Origin of the sequence: Streptomyces sp. MUM 203J (assembly GCF_022414595.1) — a bacterium.
Taxonomy (GTDB): Bacteria; Actinomycetota; Actinomycetes; order Streptomycetales; family Streptomycetaceae; genus Streptomyces.
On record NZ_JADWYO010000041.1, the window covers coordinates 1 to 18,105 of the forward strand.

An 18,105-nucleotide genomic window follows, 5' to 3' on the forward strand; every position below is an offset into this window, starting at 1 on the left:
TCCCGGCAGGCACGGGCGACACGGACAGCGATTTCGCCACGGTTGGCGATGAGCACCTTGCGCACGAGAGCTCCCTCCATTCCCAAAACACGCTGAGTTTAGGGACTGCCGACACGACGTTTCGACTGTTCCCCAGCCGTGAGGTTGCCCACACAGAGCGTGAAACGGGGCCCACTCGGGCCCCGAAACCCCTTGTCCTGCCACGGTACGCAGGGCTTCTCCACTGCACAGTAACCCTGAGGTGTGGCCAAGGTCTCTGTCCTGAGGGTCAGCGGGGTGTGCCGTTTCTTTGTGGAGTCCCTACGAATGGGCGAATGATTCTTTGCTGCGGCGTCCAGACCCTTGCCCATAGGTTTACTGATGAGTAGCCTTCCGGTGCGTCTCCGTGCTGGAGGGGGTACCGAATGGCGACCCGCAGACCGATAGTGCTGACCACGGCCGCCCTGCTGCTGGTGGAGGCGGGAGGCGTCGTCCTCCTGCACGCCGTGCTGGCGACGGTCCAGGGCAGCCAGCGGATGTCCCTCGCGGGGCTGGACCCGGACGCGATGGTCGCGGGCACATGGGTGATGGGCGCACTGTCCGGCGCGTACCTGGCGGTGTGCGGGGCGCTGCTGCTGCGGGTGGCGCTGCGTGGCCGGGGGCCCGGCCGCTGGACGCGGGTTCTGCTGATCTCCTGCGCGATCACGCACGGCGTGCTGGGCGCGGTGGCGGTCGGTCTGGTGGGCTGGTTCGCGTTCGCGTGGCTGATGGTGGTGCTGGGTCTGGTGGTGCTGAGCCTGATGGCGTACGGGGAGGAGTCCGCGCCGCTGGAGGAGGGCGCGGCGACCGTGTGACGCGGTCGCCTCACCCGTCCGCGGGTCTCACGTCCACAGGTCCGTCATCGCGATGCCCAGCTTGCGGAGCAGGTGGCGGAAGAGCGGCAGCGACAGGCCGATGACGTTGCCGGGGTCGCCGTCGATGCCCTCGATGAACGGTGCCGACCTGCCGTCCAGGGTGAACGCGCCCGCCACGTGCAGGGGCTCGCCGGTCGCCACGTACGCGGCGATCTCCTCGTCCGTGGGCTCACCGAAGCGGACCAGGGTGGACGCGGTTCCGGAGGCGTACCGCTTGGCCGCCGTGTCGTGGACGCAGTGGCCCGTCTGGAGGACGCCCACGCGGCCGCGCATGGACTTCCAGCGGGCGATGGCCTCCTCCGCGTCGGCGGGCTTGCCCAGGGCCTGGCCGTCCAGCTCCAGGACCGAGTCACAGCCCACGACCAGCGCACCCCGGGCCTCCGGCTTGGCGGCCACCAGGGAGGCCTTGGCCTCCGCGAGTGCCAGGGCCAGTTCGGCGGGGGTGGGGGCGGTGATCTTGTTCTCGTCGTACCCGCTGACGATGACCTCGGGGTCGAGTCCTGCCTGGCGCAGCAGGCCGAGGCGGGCGGGGGACGCGGAGGCGAGAACGAGACGGCGCTGAGGGCTCATGGCGCCATCGTACGAAAGCGGGGCTCGGGGGCGCTCCGTGTCGCGCCGCGCCTCTGCTCCCCTGTCAGCGGAAGTCGAGGCCCGTCACGATCATGAAGATCACCGCTGCCACGGCCATGATGAGGCCCGCGCGATGGATCATGGCCTGCATGGTGCGCATGTCCTCGGGGGGTTTGTCGTCGGGGTCGGACCAGAGCATTCCTCGATGCTCGCGGGCCGGGGGGCGGTGGCGCCTGAGTACGCGTACTCAACTGCTGTGTGACGCCGTGTCGGTGGCAGGTGCGAGGCTGGCCTCATGACTCCCTGGAACCTGCTCGACCTCGACCGGGCCCTGCGGGTCGGCTGGGCCGCGGACACCGCGTCGCCGGACGACCGGGACACGTGGCGGCCCGACAATCCCGCGTGGGGGCACTGCGACATCACCGCGCTGATCGTCCACGACGTGTTCGGCGGCGAGCTGATGGTGGGGGAGGTACACGTCGACGGGGCGCGGCGGGGGTACCACTGGTGGAACCGGCTGCCGAGCGGGGTGGAGCTGGACCTGACGCGGGAGCAGTTCCGGCGGGGGGAGGACATTTCCGCGGTACGGGTGGTGGAGCGGCCCCCGGGCCCGCTGAAGTACCGCTGGGCGGAGTACCTGCTGCTGCGGGAACGGGTGCGGCTGCAGCTCGGGGAGCTGCCGGGCCCGCTGTGACGGGCCCGGCGGCACGCCGTTCCGGACCGGGGGGGCGGCGTCGCGCCCCCCCCGGGTCACGTCGGCCAGTACGTGCGGGTCCACGCCCGGGGGCCCGGGCGCAGGGCGCGGGCGTGGGCGATGCGGGCCGGGTCCGACCAGGAGTCGGGCGCGGGCGCCGCGCCGGGCGCCGCCGTGGAGGCCGCCGCGGCGCGGGCGCGGACCACCGCCAGGGCGGCGGCCAGCTCCTCCGGGGTCGGGTTGCCCCGTACCACCTTGATCATCGGGGGCTCCTCACAGCCGTCACAGGGGGATGTTGCCGTGCTTCTTGGGGGGAAGGTTCTCCCGCTTGGTGCGGAGCTGGCGCAGGCCCCTGACGATCTGCGCCCGTGTCTCCGACGGCATGATCACGCCGTCGATGTAGCCGCGCTCCGCCGCCGTGTAGGGGTTGAGGAGGGTGTCCTCGTACTCCTGGATCAGCTGGGCGCGCAGCGCCTCGCGCTCGTCCTCCGGCGCCGCCGCGATCGTGCGCCGGTGCAGGATGTTCACCGCGCCCTGGGCGCCCATGACCGCGATCTGGGCCGTCGGCCAGGCGAGGTTGATGTCCGCGCCCAGGTGCTTGGAGCCCATCACGTCGTACGCGCCGCCGAAGGCCTTGCGCGTGATCACCGTGATCAGCGGCACCGTCGCCTCCGCGTACGCGTAGATCAGCTTCGCGCCGCGCCGGATGATGCCCTCGTGCTCCTGGCCGACGCCCGGCAGGAAGCCCGGCACGTCGACGAACGTCAGCACCGGGATGTTGAAGGCGTCGCACGTGCGGACGAAGCGGGCCGCCTTCTCCGAGGCGTCGATGTCGAGGCAGCCGGCGAACTGCATCGGCTGGTTCGCCACGATGCCCACCGGGTGGCCCTCCACCCGGCCCAGGCCCGTCACGATGTTCGGCGCGAACAGCGCCTGCGTCTCCAGGAACTCGCCGTCGTCCAGGACGTGTTCGATGACGGTGTGGATGTCGTACGGCTGGTTCGCGGAGTCCGGGACCAGCGTGTCCAGCTCCCGGTCCTCGTCCGTCGGCGTCAGGTCCGCCTCGTCCGGATACGCCGGCGGCTCGGACAGGTTGTTGGACGGCAGGTACGACAGGAGCGACTTCACGTACTCGATCGCGTCCTTCTCGTCGCCCGACATGTGGTGGGCGACCCCGGACGTGGCGTTGTGGGTGCGCGCGCCGCCCAGCTCCTCGAAGCCGACGTCCTCGCCCGTCACGGTCTTGATGACGTCCGGGCCCGTGATGAACATGTGCGAGGTCTGGTCGACCATCACCGTGAAGTCGGTGATCGCGGGCGAGTAGACGGCGCCGCCCGCGCACGGGCCGACGACCAGCGAGATCTGCGGGATCACACCCGAGGCGTGCGTGTTGCGGCGGAAGATCTCGCCGTACATGCCGAGCGCGCTGACGCCCTCCTGGATCCGTGCGCCGCCCGAGTCGTTGATGCCGACGACCGGGCAGCCGGTCTTCAGCGCGAAGTCCATCACCTTGATGATCTTCTGCCCGAAGGTCTCGCCCAGGGCGCCGCCGAAGACCGTGAAGTCCTGGGAGAAGACCGCCACCGGCCGGCCGTCGACCGTGCCGTAACCCGTCACCACGCCGTCGCCGTACGGGCGGTTGTTCTCCAGGCCGAAGTTCGTGGAGCGGTGCCGCGCGAACTCGTCCAGCTCGACGAACGAGCCCTCGTCGAGAAGCAGATCGATGCGCTCCCGCGCCGTCAACTTGCCCTTGGCATGCTGCTTTTCGACCGCACGCGCGGAACCCGCGTGCGTCGCCTCGTCGATACGGCGCTGCAGATCCGCGAGCTTGCCCGCGGTCGTGTGGATGTCGGTCTCTGGACGCTCGGACATCGGGATGCGGCTCCCTGCCTGGTCACGTGTGGTCACGGGGTGCGATGGCTACTGGCCCGTAGCGTATCGGCGGGTCCGGCCGTCGGCAGTGCGGCGTTTGCCACACCTACGCTGGGTTGCATGACGCCCTCACATGGTTCAGGAAACCGCGCGGCCGACGGTTTCGGAAGCACACCCTCCGGCACCCCGGGCAACCGCTGGACCGACCTGGACCGGCCCCCGCTCAACGCCACCGCCCTGCGCCGCGCCCTCCTGCGCCCCGGCGGGCTCTGGACCTCCCTCGACCTGGTCGCCGCCACCGGGTCCACCAACTCCGACCTGGCCGCCCGCGCCGCCGGCCTCCCCGAGGGCGCCGTCCTCGTCGCGGAGGAGCAGACCGCCGGGCGCGGACGGCTGGACCGCGCCTGGTCGGCGCCCGCCCGGTCGGGCATCTTCGTCTCGGTCCTGCTCAAGCCGGACGTCCCGGCCACCCGGCTCGCCTGGCTGCCGCTGCTCACCGGGGTGGCCACCGCCACCTCCCTGGCCCGCGCCGCGGGGGTCGACACCGCCCTGAAGTGGCCCAACGACCTGCTGGTCGACGTCAGGACCAAGGCGGGCAAGGAAGAGCGCAAGGCCGGGGGCATCCTCGCCGAGCGGGCCGGAGAGAACGGGGTCGTCGTCGGGCTCGGGCTCAACGTCACCCTGCGGGAGGACGAGCTGCCCGTCCCCACCGCCGGGTCCCTCGCCCTCGCGGACGCCGTCTGCACCGACCGCGACCCGCTCCTGCGCGCCGTCCTGCGCGGCCTGGAGGAGTGGTACGGCCGCTGGACCGCCGCCGACGGCGACCCGGCCGCCTCCGGGCTCCAGGACGCGTACGCCGCCGGGTGCGCCACCCTCGGCCGTGCGGTACGGGCCGAGCTGCCCGGCGGCCGCGTCCTCACCGGCGAGGCCGTCGCCGTCGACGGTGACGGGCGGCTGGTGGTGGCCACGCCCGACGGCGGCCGGGAGGCCGTGGGGGCGGGCGATGTCGTCCATCTGCGCGCGGCGGGCTGAACGCGCTGGGACACGCGGACGTGAGGTACGGCACACCTGACGTATCGTTGAGGCGGTCCGCCCGGGGTGGTACGTCACGTACGTCACCGGCGGGGCGGTGACAGAACGGCGGAGCAGTGCGTACGGAACGGGCAGGAGGCGGCCGGTGACCGTCGACGACGCGAACGCTGACGGAGCGGCACACCCCACACCCCACCACCAGGTCGACCACACGGCCGAGCCGAGCGACAACCCGCTCGCCATCCGCCTGGAGCAGCTGATCCTCGGCGCCGAGCGGCGCTACACGCCGTTCCAGGCGGCCCGCACCGCCGGAGTCTCCATGGACCTCGCCTCGCGTTTCTGGCGGGCCATGGGCTTCGCGGACATCGGCCAGGCCAAGGCGCTGACGGAGGCGGACGTCCTGGCCCTGCGGCGCCTCGCCGGTCTCGTCGAGGCGGGGCTGCTGAGCGAGCCCATGGCCGTCCAGGTCGCGCGGTCCACCGGACAGACCACGGCGCGGCTCGCGGAGTGGCAGATCGATTCGTTCCTGGAAGGTCTGACCGAGCCGCCCGAGCCGGGCATGACCCGCACCGAGGTCACATATCCGCTGGTGGAGCTGTTGCTGCCGGAACTCCAGGAGTTCCTGGTGTACGTGTGGCGGCGGCAGCTCGCGGCGGCGACCGGGCGGGTCGTGCAGGCGGCGGACGACGACGAGATGGTGGACCGGCGGCTCGCGGTCGGCTTCGCGGACCTGGTCGGCTTCACCCGGCTCACCCGGCGGCTGGAGGAGGAGGAGCTGGGCGAGCTGGTCGAGGCCTTCGAGACGACCTGCGCGGATCTCGTCGCCGCGCACGGGGGGCGGCTGATCAAGACACTCGGGGACGAGGTGCTGTTCGCCGCGGACGACGCCGGGACGGCGGCCGAGATCGCGCTGCGGCTGATCGAGACCCTGAGGCACGACGAGATCATGCCCGCGCTGCGGGTCGGCATCGCCTTCGGCACGGTCACCACGCGGATGGGCGATGTGTTCGGCACGACGGTGAACCTCGCGAGCCGCCTGACGTCGATAGCGCCGAAGGACGCGGTCCTGGTGGACGGGGCGTTCGCGAAGGAACTGCACCGGACACGGGAGGCGCCGGAGTCGGAGGCGCGGTTCGCGGAGGAGGCGGCGCGCGCGGAGAAGGGCGGCGAGGCACCGGCGGCCCCGGCGAAGTACCGCTTCGGGCTGCGCCCGACGTGGCAGCGGCCGGTACGGGGCCTCGGCAACATCGAGCCGTGGCTGCTCACGAGGCGCGAGCCGGCCGGGGGCTGACCGGGGAGCCGAGCGCGGGGGCTGCCCCACTCCTGCTGCTCACGTGCCGCCCGCCGCCCGAAGGGCCCTGCCGGACCGGCACGGCCTAGGATGCCCCTCACCAGATAACGGTCGTTAACCGGGAGGGCCCGCCGTCGTGTCCGACGTATCCGAGACCAACGAAGCGCGCTTTGGGGAGTTCGTCGCCGTCCGGCGGCACGAGTACGTGGCCGAGCTGGTGCTCGACCGGCCCAAGGCCATGAACGCCGTGTCGTCCGAGATGGCCCGCTCCGTCGCCGCCGCCTGCGACGCGCTCGGCGCCGACCCGTCCGTCCGGGTCACCGTCCTGACCTCGTCCAGCGACCGGGCGTTCTGTGTCGGCGCCGACCTGAAGGAGCGCAACTCCTTCACGGACGACGAGCTGCGCCGCCAGCGGCCGACCGCGCGGGCCTGCTACACGGGCGTGCTGGACCTGCCCATGCCGAGCATCGCCGCCGTGCACGGGTTCGCACTGGGCGGCGGGTTCGAGCTGGCGCTGGCCTGCGACCTGATCGTGGCGGACGCGACCGCCGTGGTCGGGCTGCCCGAGGTGTCCGTCGGTGTCATCCCGGGCGGTGGCGGCACACAGCTGCTGCCCCGCCGGGTCGGCGCCGCGCGCGCCGCCGAGCTGGTGTTCACCGCCCGCCGGGTGCCCGCCGTGGAGGCGTCCGGGCTCGGCCTGGTGGACGAGCTGGTGGACGCCGACGCCCGCGGTGCCGCGCTGGAGCTGGCCGCGCGCATCGCCGCCAACTCGCCGGTCGGTCTGCGTGCGGCCAAGCGGGCGATGCGGCTCGGGCAGGGCATGGACGTACGGGCCGGGCTCGAGGTCGAGGACGCGGCGTGGCGGACGGTGGCCTTCTCCGGCGACCGCCGGGAGGGTGTCGCGGCCTTCAACGAGAAGCGCGCGCCCCGGTGGCCGGGGGAGTGACGCTCCGCCGGTGACGCCCGCCCGAAATCCGGGGGGCGTCACCTGGAGTAAGCGGCGTGTGATCTAGGGCGAAAAGGTTGAAAACCTCCCTAAGCTTGAGGAATGGGTGAGGATCTCCGACTGCGGGCCGTGGTGGCGCTCGCGCAGGCCATGGCGGCGGCGCATACGGCGCGTGAGTGCTGGCGGGCCGCCGCGCTGGCAGCCTGCGAGGCGCTCGGGGGGACGTTCGCGGCGCTCTCGACCTGGCAGCGGGACCTCGGCAGGCTCAAGGTCCTGGTGAACGCCGGGCAGCGGGCGCCGGGGGAGGAGGAGTTCCCGGACTCCGAGACCTACCCCGTCTACCAGTTCTCCGAGATCACCGAGTTCCTGCACGAGCGGTGGGCGGGCGGCGGGGGTCCGCACGCCTGGGTGGAGACGGCGGACGGGGAGCCCTCCGGGCCCGGCGGCCCCCGGCGCGGCTACTGCCACGAGCGGGTGGCCGCACTGCGGCGGCGGGGCCGCGGCTGCTGCGTGGTCGCCCCGATCGTGCTGCACGGGCGGGCGTGGGGCGAGCTGTATGTGGCCCGGCCGGTCGGCGCGCCCGTCTTCGGGCGGGAGGAGGCGGACTTCGCGACCGTCCTCGCGGCGGTCGTCGCGGCCGGGATCGCCCAGACCGAGCGGCTGGAGGAGGTCAGGAAGCTGGCCTTCACGGACCCGCTGACCGGGCTCGCCAACCGCCGGGCCGTCGACGCCCGGCTGGAGGAGGCGCTGGACCGGTTCCTCAGGGACGGGGCCGTCGTCAGCCTCGTCGTCTGCGATCTGAACGGGCTGAAGCGGGTCAACGACACGCAGGGGCACGCGGTCGGGGATCGCCTGCTGGAACGTTTCGGCTCGCTGCTGTCCTACTGCGGGGCCCGGCTGCCGGGCGCGCTGGCGGCACGGCTCGGGGGTGACGAGTTCTGCCTCGTGTCGGTGGGGCCCGGCGCGGACGAGGTGGTCGCGGTGGCCGAGGAACTGTGCGTACGGGCCGGTGGGCTGGATCTGGGCGAGGGGGTGGCCTGCGGGGTGGCGTCCACCGGGGATCCGATCGGCCCGGTGCGGTCGGCCCGGCGGCTGTTCCGGCTCGCGGACGCCGCCCAGTACCGGGCCAAGGCGGCGCGGTCGGCCGAGCCCGTGGTCGCGGGACGGGACGGGGCGGTGCTGCGGCTGGCCGACGCGCCGCCCGCCGCGGCGCGGGACCGCCGCCGGTTCCGGGACGCGGCACCGCCCTCGTAGGGCCGCCGCGCCCGCGGGGGCGGGGCCGGTAAGGAGCAGGGCTGCCGCCGACTAGTGACATGTTGGGATTCAGTCCGTAGGCTGCTGAATATGGATATGCACACTGTCGTGGTGGGGACGTCCGGGACCACCACCGCCGACGTCATCGCCGTCGCCCGTGGCAACGCCCGCGTCGAACTGGCCCAGGAGGCCCGTGAGGCGCTCGCCCGTGCCCGGGAGATCGTGGACACGCTCGCCGCCAAACCGGAGCCGGTGTACGGCGTGTCGACCGGTTTCGGGGCGCTCGCCACCCGGCACATCGGCCAGGAGCTGCGCGCCCAGCTCCAGCGCAACCTCGTCCGCTCGCACGCCGCGGGGATGGGCCCGCGGGTCGAGCGCGAGGTCGTCCGCGCCCTGATGTTCCTCCGGCTGAAGACCGTCGCGTCCGGCTACACCGGGGTCCGCCCCGAGGTCGCCCAGACCATGGCCGACATCCTGAACGCGGGCATCACCCCGGTCGTCCACGAGTACGGCTCCCTCGGCTGCTCCGGCGACCTCGCGCCGCTCGCCCACTGCGCGCTCACCCTCATGGGCGAAGGCGACGCCGAGGGCCCCGACGGGACGGTCCGCCCGGCCGGCGAACTGCTCGCCGCGTACGGCATCGTCCCCGTCGAACTGCGCGAGAAGGAGGGCCTGGCCCTCCTCAACGGCACCGACGGCATGCTCGGCATGCTGGTCATGGCCCTCGCGGACCTGGAGCGGCTCTACAAGTCGGCCGACATCACCGCCGCGCTCACCCTGGAGGCCCTGCTCGGCACCGACAAGGTGCTGCGCCCCGAACTGCACGCCATCCGCCCGCACCCCGGCCAGGCCGCCGCCGCAGCGAACATGCTCGCCGTGCTGGACGGCTCCGGACTCGTCGGCCACTTCCAGGCGGACGAGGCGCCCCGGGTCCAGGACGCCTACTCGGTCCGCTGCGCCCCGCAGGTCGCGGGCGCCGGGCGGGACACCCTCGCGCACGCCCGGCTCGTGGCCGAGCGCGAGCTGGCCGCGGCCGTCGACAACCCGGTCGTGCTGCCCGACGGCCGCGTGGAGTCCAACGGCAACTTCCACGGCGCCCCCGTGGCGTACGCGCTGGACTTCCTCGCCGTCGCCGTCGCGGACCTCGGCTCCATCGCGGAGCGCCGCACGGACCGGCTCCTCGACAAGAACCGCAGCCACGGCCTGACGCCCTTCCTGGCCGACGACGCCGGCGTGGACTCGGGCCTCATGATCGCCCAGTACACGCAGGCCGCGCTGGTCAGCGAGCTGAAGCGGCTGGCCGTCCCGGCCTCGGCCGACTCGATCCCGTCCTCGGCGATGCAGGAGGACCACGTCTCGATGGGCTGGTCGGCCGCACGCAAGCTGCGCACCGCCGTCGGCAACCTCAGCCGCGTCCTGGCGGTCGAGCTGTACGCCGCCACCCGGGCCATCGAGCTGCGTGACGGGCTCACCCCGGCGCCCGCCTCCCGCGCGGTCATCGAGGCCCTGCGCGCCGCGGGCGTCGAGGGCCCGGGTCCGGACCGGTTCCTCGCGCCCGACCTGGACGGCGCGGACACGTTCGTCCGGGAGGGCGGGCTGCTGGCGGCGGTGGAGCGGGTGACGGGGCCGCTGCGGTAGCCGCCCGGCGGGCTCCCCCGGGGTTCTCGGCCTCGCCCGAACAGGGGGACGCCCACGCGGGGCGCGTGTCAGTACGTGGCGGGCGCCCCGCGCCGTATCGCGTACGCGACCAGCCCCGCGCCCACCGTCAGGAAACCCGTGCCGCCGATCAGGTACGGGGTCGTGTCCGCGCTGCCGGTGTCGGCCAGCCGCAGCTCCTCCCCGCCCGGCTCGGGGCCGCCCGGCGCGGCCTGCGCGGGGGCCTGCTCGGCGGCGGCCGGATGGTCGCCGGTGGCATTGGCGGAGGGGACGAACCACAGGGCGCCGAGCAGGGTCCCGGCGGCGGTGGCGGTCAGCAGAGGGCGGCGGGCGGCAGGCGCGGCGGACACAGGTTCAGATCCCCTTGCGGAACCGAGAATTGGTGGGTGCGCCGATGCTAGTGAACACAGCGGGTCGCGGGAAAGTCATGAATGCCGGGAGCCTACGCTCCGTCATATGAGCCCTTCTGAGACATCACAGTATGTGCGGCTTCGGGTGGACCTGGTGCTGGAGGTGACCGGCCGCAGCGCGCTGACCGACGCCGCACTGCGACGGATCGACGACGACGAGTTCATGCCCGAGGAGGAGCGCGTGCATGCCCGGACGGCAGTCCGGAGCGACGAAGCGGAAGCCCTCGCGTACCTCGTGGAGCCCTTCCAGCTGCTAGGTGACATGCCGGGCGTCGAACTCGTCCAGGCATCGTGGAGCAGCGAGCAGGCGGACTACGACCCGGACGTGGAGGCGTGGGACCTGGACGAGGACGACGAGGACGGGGACGACGAGGACGAGGACCGGGAGGACGACGGCCCCGGCGGCAGGTAGCGGCAGGCGGGGGAGGCGGCGGCCGGCCGGGGTGACGTGCGCCGTATCCCTCCCCGCACCCCTGCCCGTACTCTGGACCGACTCCGGGCCGCACCTCGCGCGGCGCGTGTCCGGAGTCACTCCGCTCCGCCGGAACCGACCGCCCCGGCCGGCGCGTCGGTCAGTGGTGTTCCCCACATCCTGTCCTCCGCCGGAACCGGCGCGGGCGTTCCAGGTGTTAGGGGAAGAGTTGGCAGGGAAGCCGCGACCTTGGAGAAGCGTGTGAAGACGGACAGCAAGCGGCGCAGAGGCCTGGTGGCCGCGTCCGCCCTGCTCGGCGGTGTGCTGGTGCTCACCGCCTGCAACGACGGCGGCACCGCGGCGGACGCCGCCGGTGGCGACGCGGGCAGCAGCCAGGGTCCGGGCACCTCCCAGAAACAGGTCGACGAGGCCGCGGCTCAGAAGACGTCGCAGGCCCGAATAGAGGTCTCGCCCAAGGACGGCGCGAGCAACGTCAGCATCAACAACGGCACCAAGGTCACCGTCGGCGAAGGCACCCTCACCGAGGTCGCCATGACCGACGCGGAGGGCACCGCCGTCGCCGGTGAGATGAACGCCGACAAGACCAGCTGGACACCGTCCGGCCGGCTTAAGCGCTCCACCACGTACAAGATCGCCGTGACCGCGCAGGACGGCGAGGGCCGCACCGCCCACGAGAACACGTCCTTCACGACGGTCTCCGAGACCAACAGCTTCATCGGCTACTTCACTCCCGAGGACGGCTCCACGGTCGGCGTCGGCATGCCGGTGTCGATCAACTTCAACAAGCCGATCACCGACAAGAAGGCCGTCCAGAGCGCCATCGAGGTGTCATCCACCAGCGGCCAGGAGGTCGTCGGTCACTGGTTCAACGCCCAGCGGCTGGACTTCCGCCCCGACCAGTACTGGGCGGAGAACTCCACGGTCACCCTGAAGCTGAAGCTGGACGGGGTCGAGGGCGCCGACGGCGTCTACGGCGTCCAGGAGAAGACCGTCACCTTCACGGTCGGCCGCAACCAGGTCTCGACCGTCGACGTCGCCGCGAAGACGATGACCGTCCAGCGGGGCGGCAAGACGGTCAAGACGATCCCGATCTCCGCGGGCTCCCCGGCCACGCCGACCTACAACGGCCAGATGGTGATCTCCGAGAAGTTCACGGAGACCCGGATGAACGGCGCGACGGTCGGCTTCACCGACGACGACGGCAAGGGCGAGTACGACATCAAGGACGTGCCGCACGCCATGAGGCTGTCCACCTCCGGCACGTTCATCCACGGCAACTACTGGGGCGCCCGGTCCGTCTTCGGCAACGTCAACACCAGCCACGGCTGCGTGGGCCTGGCCGATGTGAAGGGCGCGGGCGACAAGAACCAGCCCGGCGCGTGGTTCTACGACAACTCGCTGATCGGTGACGTGGTCGTCGTCAAGAACTCCAAGGACAAGACGATCGCCCCGGACAACGGGCTCAACGGCTGGAACATGAACTGGGCGGACTGGAAGGCCGGATCGGCCCTGTAGTTCCCCGCGCGGTACGAGAGGGGCGGCGGTGCCTTGAAGGCACCGCCGCCCCTCTCGCACATCCGGGTCAGCCCGTGTGCGTCGTGTGGAACTGCGTCGGCCCCTGCTCGACGAGCCGTCCATCCTTCCAGGTGGAGACGTGCCAGATGACGGCCTTGCCCTCCGGCAGCCCGCTCAGGCGGCACCGCGCGAACGGCTTCGTGCCGGTGGTCGCGCACCGGCCCACGACGTCGGGTACGCCCAGGTCCACCTCGTAGTCCACGCGGACGGTGGCTCCGTCCCGGGCGGACGTGTCCCGCACGGTGAAGGTGTCCCGGGAAGCGTCCCAGCAGGCGTACCCGCCGTCGACGGCCGAGCACCCGTCGACGGCGGCGGCGGGCGAGGCGCCGTACAGGGCTCCGGCGCACAGCAGGGACGTGACCCCGGCGAGCGCGAGCCCGCGGGGTGTGCAGCGGATGGACATGACCGGTTCCCCCCTCATCACGACGGATGGCTGTGGTTCGTCACGCCAGGGGCGGAACGCCCGCCCCGGGAGCCCCCGGACCCTGGGAGCCCCCGGGCCCCCGACGCGGGGCCTCAGGATCCGGCCGCGTTGACGGTCACGACGCTGCCGTACAGCACGTACCGCCGGCCGCCGATCCCGCGCACGCCCGGCATGTCGTTGGTGATCCGGGTGGTGACCTGGGCCCGCGCGCTGTCCAGGAACAGGTCGTGCGCCGCCCCGTCCGTGAACTCCGCGAAGTTGAGGACCCGGCCGCCGTCCAGGCTGTAATGGAAGTGCGCGGCGACCAGCCCCGGGGACGCCTCGGCCAGCGGCCCGTCGAGCAGCGCGTCGATGATCGCCCGCTGGGGTGACCGGCCGTCGGTGTCGAAGGCCGGTGCCACGAAGGCCGTGGGGACGGACGCGGGCTCGTAGACGGTGCTGCGGTAGCGCAGGTACGCGACGGGGGAGCAGCGTTCGAGGTCCGCCCCGTTCGCACCGAGCCCCCGCAGCGGCTCCGGCGGCTCCTGGGGCCCGGCCTTCCGGTACGCGGCCGGGTCCGTCCACTGCTCGTAGGTCCAGACGTTCTCCCCGTCGGTGCTGAGGTAGCAGTTCTGCGAGAGCAGCCCATCCGGCCGGGGCGCGGCGCCCCACTCGGCCAGCAGGGCCCCCGCCACCCGGCGCTGTACGGCCGGCGACCCCACGTACAACGGGCTGACCAGCGCCAGCCCGGCGTCCTCACGGTCGATGTCGGGAAGGGGGGTGGTGGTCATGACGTGACTCCTCCGGTGACGTGGTGCGGTGGTACGGGGCGGGGCCGCGACGGGTCGGCCCCGCCCGGTGCGGACAGGCAGGCCGGCCGCCCGGTGCGGGGGTCAGCGGCCCGGCCGGTGCAGCAGGGTCAGCCGCTTCAGCTCCGGGACGATCTCCGCCGGGCTGGGGACCTCGGCCATCTCCTGGCGCAGGATGGTGGTGGCCTCCTGGAAGGACGGCTCCCGCAGGATGCGCAGGAGGCCCTCGCGGAGAGCCCCGATGGTGGGCTTCTCGTCCTCGATGACCAGCCCGGCGCCGCGCGACTCGGTGTAGTGGGCGAAGTCGACGTACTCGGAGCCGTTCTTCGGCACCATCAGCTGCGGCGCTCCGTGGACGACAGCGGCCGCCCAGGTGCCCGAGCCCCCCAGGTGGATGATTCCGGAGCAGCTCGGCAGCAGCAGGTTCAGCGGGATGTAGTCGATGACGCGGACGTTGTCCGGGACGGTTTCGACGCCGGCCAGCTGGGACTCGTTGAGGGTGGCGACCAGTTCGATCGGCAGGTCCTCCACCATCCGGAACACGTCGGAGATGGAGATGCCGTTCTCCGCGAACAGCTCCCGGCCGCTGGTGCCGAGGGTCAGGCAGACCCGCGGGACCTCGGGTGTGCCGTGCAGCCATTCCGGCACGACCGTGGCGCCGTTGTAGGGCACCGGGCGTACGGGGACGTACTCCAGGCTCCCCGTCCGGCCAGTTCCTCGCCGAGGTCCGGGCTGAAGTACTCAAGGGAGTGGAGGGTGTTGAGGGCGTTCTGGCAGCGCCGGGCGGCACGGTCGGGCGAGTTCATCGGGGCTCCTGGACGATGGTCGGGACGGCAGGACGGCGGTCGGGAGATCGGAGCGGACGGGCGCACCGGCCGCGTGGAGCGCGCGTCGCGGGGGACGGCGGGCCCGCCGGTGCCCGGCCGGTGGCGGCGCGGCCGGGGTGGTCGTCACCGCGGGTCCCGCGGATCACCCAGCCGGAACCCGACTCCGCGCACGGTGATGATCCAGCCGCTCGAACCGAGCTTGCCGCGCAGGCTGCTGACATGGGTGTCGAGGGTCCGCCCGGGACGCGACCTGGGGTCGTCCCACACCTGGGCCATCAGCTGTCGGCGGGACACCACGGAACCGGGGTGCGAGGCCAGCAGGTGCAGCAGGTCGAACTCCTTGCACGTGACTTCCACGGGCACGCCGTCCAGGCTGGCCGCGCAGCTCTCCGGGTCGAGCCGGAGGGGGCCTCGCGAGAGCACGCCCTGCTGCGGCCGACGGCGCCGCACCCGGCGCATCACCGCCTCGATGCGGGCCATCAGCTCCCGGAAGCCGTAGGGCTTGACCAGGTAGTCGTCGGCTCCCGCCTGGAGGCCGAGCACCCGGTCCAGTTCGCTGCCCCGGGCCGTGACGGCGATGAGCGGGGTCTCGCCCGCCGCGCGGATGCTGCGGCAGACTTCCAGGCCGTCCAGATCCGGGAGGTCCAGGTCGAGGAGCAGCATGTCGGCGCTGCGGTACGAGCGCAGCGCCTCGGCCCCGGTGGCCACACTGCCCGCCAGGTAGCCGTGCCGGCGGAGCCTGTGCACCAGGGTGTCGGCGGAGGGGGCGTGGCTCTCCACGACCAGCACCTTCAGCGCCTCGGAGCGGCCCCGGACCGGCGGTGGGGGGCGCAGGGGAGGGCTGTCGGTGCGCCGGGCGCGGGGCAGGTGCGGTCCGAGGAGATGGGTGGCATGCCGTTTCATCTGTGGCTCCCCTGCTGAGACTGGCGACGGGGCAGTCAGGATGGGCTGGATGCCGGAAAATTTACCGACCGAACCGACGGTTTGTCGAACGTTCCACCACTCGTCGGCCAGCCTGGGAAGGGATAGTCGACGCGTCCCCTTGGATACTTAATGGCGTGATTGTCGGCCATGATGAACGCGCAGGTGCCCATATTTGCCCCAGCAGCCCGTTTCGTCTGCACCGACTCTCCACGGAATGCCGACAGTGTGCGACCAAAAGAAACCGACTGTGTGGTTTGATTATGGCGGGTTCTCGCTGCCGGAAGCTGCCGTGTGTCACGACGTCCGTGCGTGCGGCCACGACCCGGACGGCCGGGATCAGGACGGCCGGGCCCCGGAGGTCACCGCCGGTGCCGGGAGTCTCCGCCGGAGACCGAGGGCTCAGCGGTGTCGGCGGCGTCCACCGCACCGACCCCCCAGTGGGCCAGCAGCCGCAGCGCCTCCGCGGACGGGCTGCCCGGCTCGGCGGCGTAGGTGACGACCGCCTGGTCGTGGTCGTCGGGCAGCCGCAGGGTCTCGTACGCGAGCGTCATCTCGCCCGCCACCGGGTGCCGCAGCACCTTCGTCCCGTGCCCCTTCTCCTGCACGGTGTGCGCCGCCCACATGCGCCGGAACTCGTCGCTGCGCACCGACAGGTCGCCCACCAGCGATGCCAGCCGGGGGTCGTCCGGTGAGCACCCGGCGTACATCCGCAGCACGCTCACCACCTCGGTGGCCTTCGCCTCCCAGTCCGCGTACAGCCCTCGTGACTCCGGCGCCAGGAACACGAGCCGCGCCATGTTCCGCTCCTGTGGCTCCATCGCCTCGAAGTCCCCGAGGAGCGCGCGGGCCAGCCGGTTCCAGGCCAGGATGTCCAGCCGCTGCCCGAGCACGAGGGCGGGCACGCCGTCCATGGCGTCCAGCAGATGGCGCACCGCGGGCCGCACGGTCTGGGGGCGGAGCCCCGGGGCGCGCTTCCGCTTCTTCGCGGACGGGCGGGCCAGGTGCACCAGGTGGTCGCGCTCGGCGTCGGTGAGCCGCAGGGCGCGGGCGATGGCGTCGAGGACCTCCACGGAGACGTTGCGGCCGTTGCCCTGTTCGAGCCGGGTGTAGTACGCGACGGACACCCCGGCCAGCAGCGCCAGCTCCTCCCGCCGGAGCCCCGGCACGCGCCGGTAGCGCCCGAGGTCGGGCAGCCCCACGTCCCCCGGCTTCAGCCGGGCACGACGGGAGCGCAGGAACTCGGTGAGTTCGGCACGCTGATCCATACCTCCAGTATCCCGGCGGAAACGTACGACGCGGCCGCTGTCCCTGACCCCGCCAGTGATAGGAACAGCAGGCGTACCCCCGACAGGGATCTGGGTGAGTGGTCCGGTCCGCACCAGGATTGCGGCCATGACGACGACGAACACGCTCTCCGCACACGCGTACGCGGCCCCGGCGGCGAAGGCCCCGCTGGAGCGCACGACCATCCCGCGCCGCCCGGTCGGGGCCCGCGACATCCTGATCGAGATCAAGTACGCGGGCATCTGCCACTCGGACATCCACCAGGCGCGCGACGGCTGGGGGGAGGGCATCTATCCGATGGTGCCGGGCCACGAGATCGCCGGCGTGGTGACGGAGGCCGGCTCCTCCGTGACGCGGTACCGCCCCGGGGACCGGGTGGGCGTCGGCTGCTTCGTGGACTCCTGCCGGGAGTGCGACCAGTGCCGGGCGGGCCGGGAGCAGCACTGCGAACGCGGCATGACCGGCACGTACAACGCCCTCGACAGGAACGGCGATCCCACCTACGGCGGCTACTCGACGCACATCGTGGTCGACGAGGACTACGCGGTACGCGTCCCCGACGCCCTGCCGCTGGACGTGGCGGCCCCGCTCCTGTGCGCGGGCATCACCCTCTACTCCCCGCTCTCCCGGTGGGGCGCGGGTCCGGGGAGGAAGGTCGCGATCGTGGGCCTGGGCGGGCTCGGTCACATGGGCGTGAAGATCGCGCACGCGATGGGCGCGGAGGTGACGGTCCTGAGCCAGACCCTGCGCAAGGAGGCCGACGGCCGCGCGCTGGGTGCCGAAGCGTTCCACGCGACGAGCGACCCGGCGACCTTCGAGAAGCTGGCCGGCACCTTCGACCTGATCGTCTCGACGGTCTCGGCGCCCCTGGACTTCGACGCCTACCTGAGCCTGCTGAAGACGGACGGCGCGCTGGTGAACGTGGGCGCCCCGGAGGAGCCGGTCTCCCTGAACCTCTTCTCCCTCATCACAGGCCGCCGCACCCTGGCCGGCTCGATGATCGGCGGCATCGCCGAGACCCAGGAGATGCTCGACTTCTGCGCGGAGCACGGCCTGGGCGCGGAGATCGAACTGATCCGCGCGGACCAGATCAACGAGGCCTACGAACGGGTGCTCGCCAGCGACGTCCGCTACCGGTTCGTCATCGACGCCTCGACGATCTGACAGCACGTCGCACGCGCATACGGGTGAGGGGCCCGAGCGATGGATCGCTCGGGCCCCTCACCCACGTG

Annotated in this window: 21 protein-coding genes; 10 read left to right on the forward strand and 11 right to left on the reverse strand. The window is 72.5% G+C overall.

Features of this window, described 5'->3' with window-relative positions; translation table 11 throughout:
- Window positions 1-65 (reverse strand): biotin carboxylase N-terminal domain-containing protein (locus tag I3F58_RS29855; RefSeq protein WP_344069737.1); only part of this gene is annotated, 65 nt, incomplete at its 3' end.
- A 339-nt stretch (window positions 66-404) separates the two neighbouring features.
- Here I3F58_RS29855 and I3F58_RS19955 point away from each other — a divergent pair.
- The gene (locus I3F58_RS19955) at window positions 405-833 is read left to right on the forward strand and encodes a hypothetical protein (RefSeq protein WP_240110012.1); all 429 of its coding nucleotides are present in this window, start codon (window positions 405-407) and stop codon (window positions 831-833) included.
- Window positions 834-860: 27 nt separating this feature from the next.
- Here the strand turns inward: I3F58_RS19955 and I3F58_RS19960 are convergent, their stop codons facing one another.
- Together I3F58_RS19960 and mmpB are read right to left on the reverse strand one after the other, a co-directional pair.
- Window positions 861-1,463: a nucleoside triphosphate pyrophosphatase gene (locus tag I3F58_RS19960; RefSeq protein WP_240110013.1), complete on the reverse strand. Its 603-nt coding sequence runs from the start codon at window positions 1,461-1,463 to the stop codon at window positions 861-863.
- 64 nt (window positions 1,464-1,527) lie between these two features.
- A complete protein-coding gene (mmpB, locus tag I3F58_RS29440) occupies window positions 1,528-1,662 on the reverse strand; it encodes a morphogenic membrane protein MmpB (protein WP_275678726.1) in 135 nt (44 codons plus the stop codon).
- A gap of 96 nt (window positions 1,663-1,758) precedes the next feature.
- Between mmpB and I3F58_RS19965 the strand changes: the two genes are divergently transcribed.
- The gene (locus I3F58_RS19965; RefSeq protein WP_240110014.1) at window positions 1,759-2,157 is read left to right on the forward strand and encodes a hypothetical protein; all 399 of its coding nucleotides are present in this window, start codon (window positions 1,759-1,761) and stop codon (window positions 2,155-2,157) included.
- Window positions 2,158-2,213: 56 nt separating this feature from the next.
- On the opposite strand, the gene I3F58_RS19970 is transcribed toward I3F58_RS19965, so the two are convergent.
- Window positions 2,214-2,420, reverse strand: a complete 207-nt coding sequence (locus I3F58_RS19970) for an acyl-CoA carboxylase epsilon subunit (RefSeq protein ID WP_240110015.1) — start codon at window positions 2,418-2,420, stop codon at window positions 2,214-2,216.
- A gap of 19 nt (window positions 2,421-2,439) precedes the next feature.
- Entirely contained in the window at window positions 2,440-4,029 is a 1,590-nt protein-coding gene (locus I3F58_RS19975) for an acyl-CoA carboxylase subunit beta (protein WP_240110016.1), read from the reverse strand.
- A gap of 120 nt (window positions 4,030-4,149) precedes the next feature.
- Between I3F58_RS19975 and I3F58_RS19980 the strand changes: the two genes are divergently transcribed.
- The 5 genes from I3F58_RS19980 to hutH all read left to right on the forward strand — a co-directional run bounded on the left by I3F58_RS19980 (window position 4,150) and on the right by hutH (window position 10,190).
- On the forward strand, window positions 4,150-5,061 hold the full coding sequence (locus tag I3F58_RS19980; protein WP_240110017.1) for a biotin--[acetyl-CoA-carboxylase] ligase: 912 nt from the start codon (window positions 4,150-4,152) through the stop codon (window positions 5,059-5,061).
- A 145-nt stretch (window positions 5,062-5,206) separates the two neighbouring features.
- Window positions 5,207-6,352 (forward strand): adenylate/guanylate cyclase domain-containing protein, encoded by a 1,146-nt coding sequence (locus tag I3F58_RS19985; protein WP_240110018.1) that lies wholly within the window; start codon window positions 5,207-5,209, stop codon window positions 6,350-6,352.
- 136 nt (window positions 6,353-6,488) lie between these two features.
- Window positions 6,489-7,298 (forward strand): enoyl-CoA hydratase/isomerase family protein, encoded by an 810-nt coding sequence (locus I3F58_RS19990; RefSeq protein WP_240110019.1) that lies wholly within the window; start codon window positions 6,489-6,491, stop codon window positions 7,296-7,298.
- A gap of 102 nt (window positions 7,299-7,400) precedes the next feature.
- On the forward strand, window positions 7,401-8,552 hold the full coding sequence (locus I3F58_RS19995) for a GGDEF domain-containing protein (RefSeq protein WP_240110020.1): 1,152 nt from the start codon (window positions 7,401-7,403) through the stop codon (window positions 8,550-8,552).
- A 96-nt stretch (window positions 8,553-8,648) separates the two neighbouring features.
- A complete protein-coding gene (gene hutH / locus I3F58_RS20000; RefSeq protein ID WP_240110056.1) occupies window positions 8,649-10,190 on the forward strand; it encodes a histidine ammonia-lyase in 1,542 nt (513 codons plus the stop codon).
- Window positions 10,191-10,258: 68 nt separating this feature from the next.
- Here hutH and I3F58_RS20005 read toward each other — a convergent pair whose 3' ends face one another.
- A complete protein-coding gene (locus I3F58_RS20005) occupies window positions 10,259-10,558 on the reverse strand; it encodes a hypothetical protein (RefSeq protein ID WP_240110021.1) in 300 nt (99 codons plus the stop codon).
- Between the two features lie 106 nt (window positions 10,559-10,664).
- On the opposite strand from I3F58_RS20005, the gene I3F58_RS20010 reads away from it, so the two are divergent.
- Window positions 10,665-11,030, forward strand: a complete 366-nt coding sequence (locus I3F58_RS20010) for a hypothetical protein (RefSeq protein ID WP_240110022.1) — start codon at window positions 10,665-10,667, stop codon at window positions 11,028-11,030.
- Between the two features lie 249 nt (window positions 11,031-11,279).
- On the forward strand, window positions 11,280-12,566 hold the full coding sequence (locus tag I3F58_RS20015) for an Ig-like domain-containing protein (protein ID WP_240110023.1): 1,287 nt from the start codon (window positions 11,280-11,282) through the stop codon (window positions 12,564-12,566).
- A 67-nt stretch (window positions 12,567-12,633) separates the two neighbouring features.
- On the opposite strand, the gene I3F58_RS20020 is transcribed toward I3F58_RS20015, so the two are convergent.
- The 5 genes from I3F58_RS20020 to I3F58_RS20040 all read right to left on the reverse strand — a co-directional run bounded on the left by I3F58_RS20020 (window position 12,634) and on the right by I3F58_RS20040 (window position 16,854).
- On the reverse strand, window positions 12,634-13,029 hold the full coding sequence (locus tag I3F58_RS20020) for a hypothetical protein (RefSeq protein WP_240110024.1): 396 nt from the start codon (window positions 13,027-13,029) through the stop codon (window positions 12,634-12,636).
- A 113-nt stretch (window positions 13,030-13,142) separates the two neighbouring features.
- Window positions 13,143-13,820 carry a monooxygenase gene (locus I3F58_RS20025; RefSeq protein ID WP_240110025.1) on the reverse strand — a complete coding sequence of 226 codons (678 nt, stop codon included), beginning with the start codon at window positions 13,818-13,820 and terminating at the stop codon, window positions 13,143-13,145.
- A gap of 102 nt (window positions 13,821-13,922) precedes the next feature.
- Window positions 13,923-14,510 carry a nucleotide disphospho-sugar-binding domain-containing protein gene (locus I3F58_RS20030; protein WP_240110026.1) on the reverse strand — a complete coding sequence of 196 codons (588 nt, stop codon included), beginning with the start codon at window positions 14,508-14,510 and terminating at the stop codon, window positions 13,923-13,925.
- A gap of 278 nt (window positions 14,511-14,788) precedes the next feature.
- On the reverse strand, window positions 14,789-15,568 hold the full coding sequence (locus I3F58_RS20035) for a response regulator transcription factor (RefSeq protein ID WP_240110027.1): 780 nt from the start codon (window positions 15,566-15,568) through the stop codon (window positions 14,789-14,791).
- A 380-nt stretch (window positions 15,569-15,948) separates the two neighbouring features.
- Window positions 15,949-16,854, reverse strand: coding sequence for a helix-turn-helix domain-containing protein (locus I3F58_RS20040; RefSeq protein WP_240110028.1), 906 nt, complete (start codon window positions 16,852-16,854; stop codon window positions 15,949-15,951).
- A 127-nt stretch (window positions 16,855-16,981) separates the two neighbouring features.
- Between I3F58_RS20040 and I3F58_RS20045 the strand changes: the two genes are divergently transcribed.
- Window positions 16,982-18,037, forward strand: a complete 1,056-nt coding sequence (locus I3F58_RS20045) for an NAD(P)-dependent alcohol dehydrogenase (protein WP_240110029.1) — start codon at window positions 16,982-16,984, stop codon at window positions 18,035-18,037.
- Window positions 18,038-18,105 lie beyond the last annotated feature (68 nt).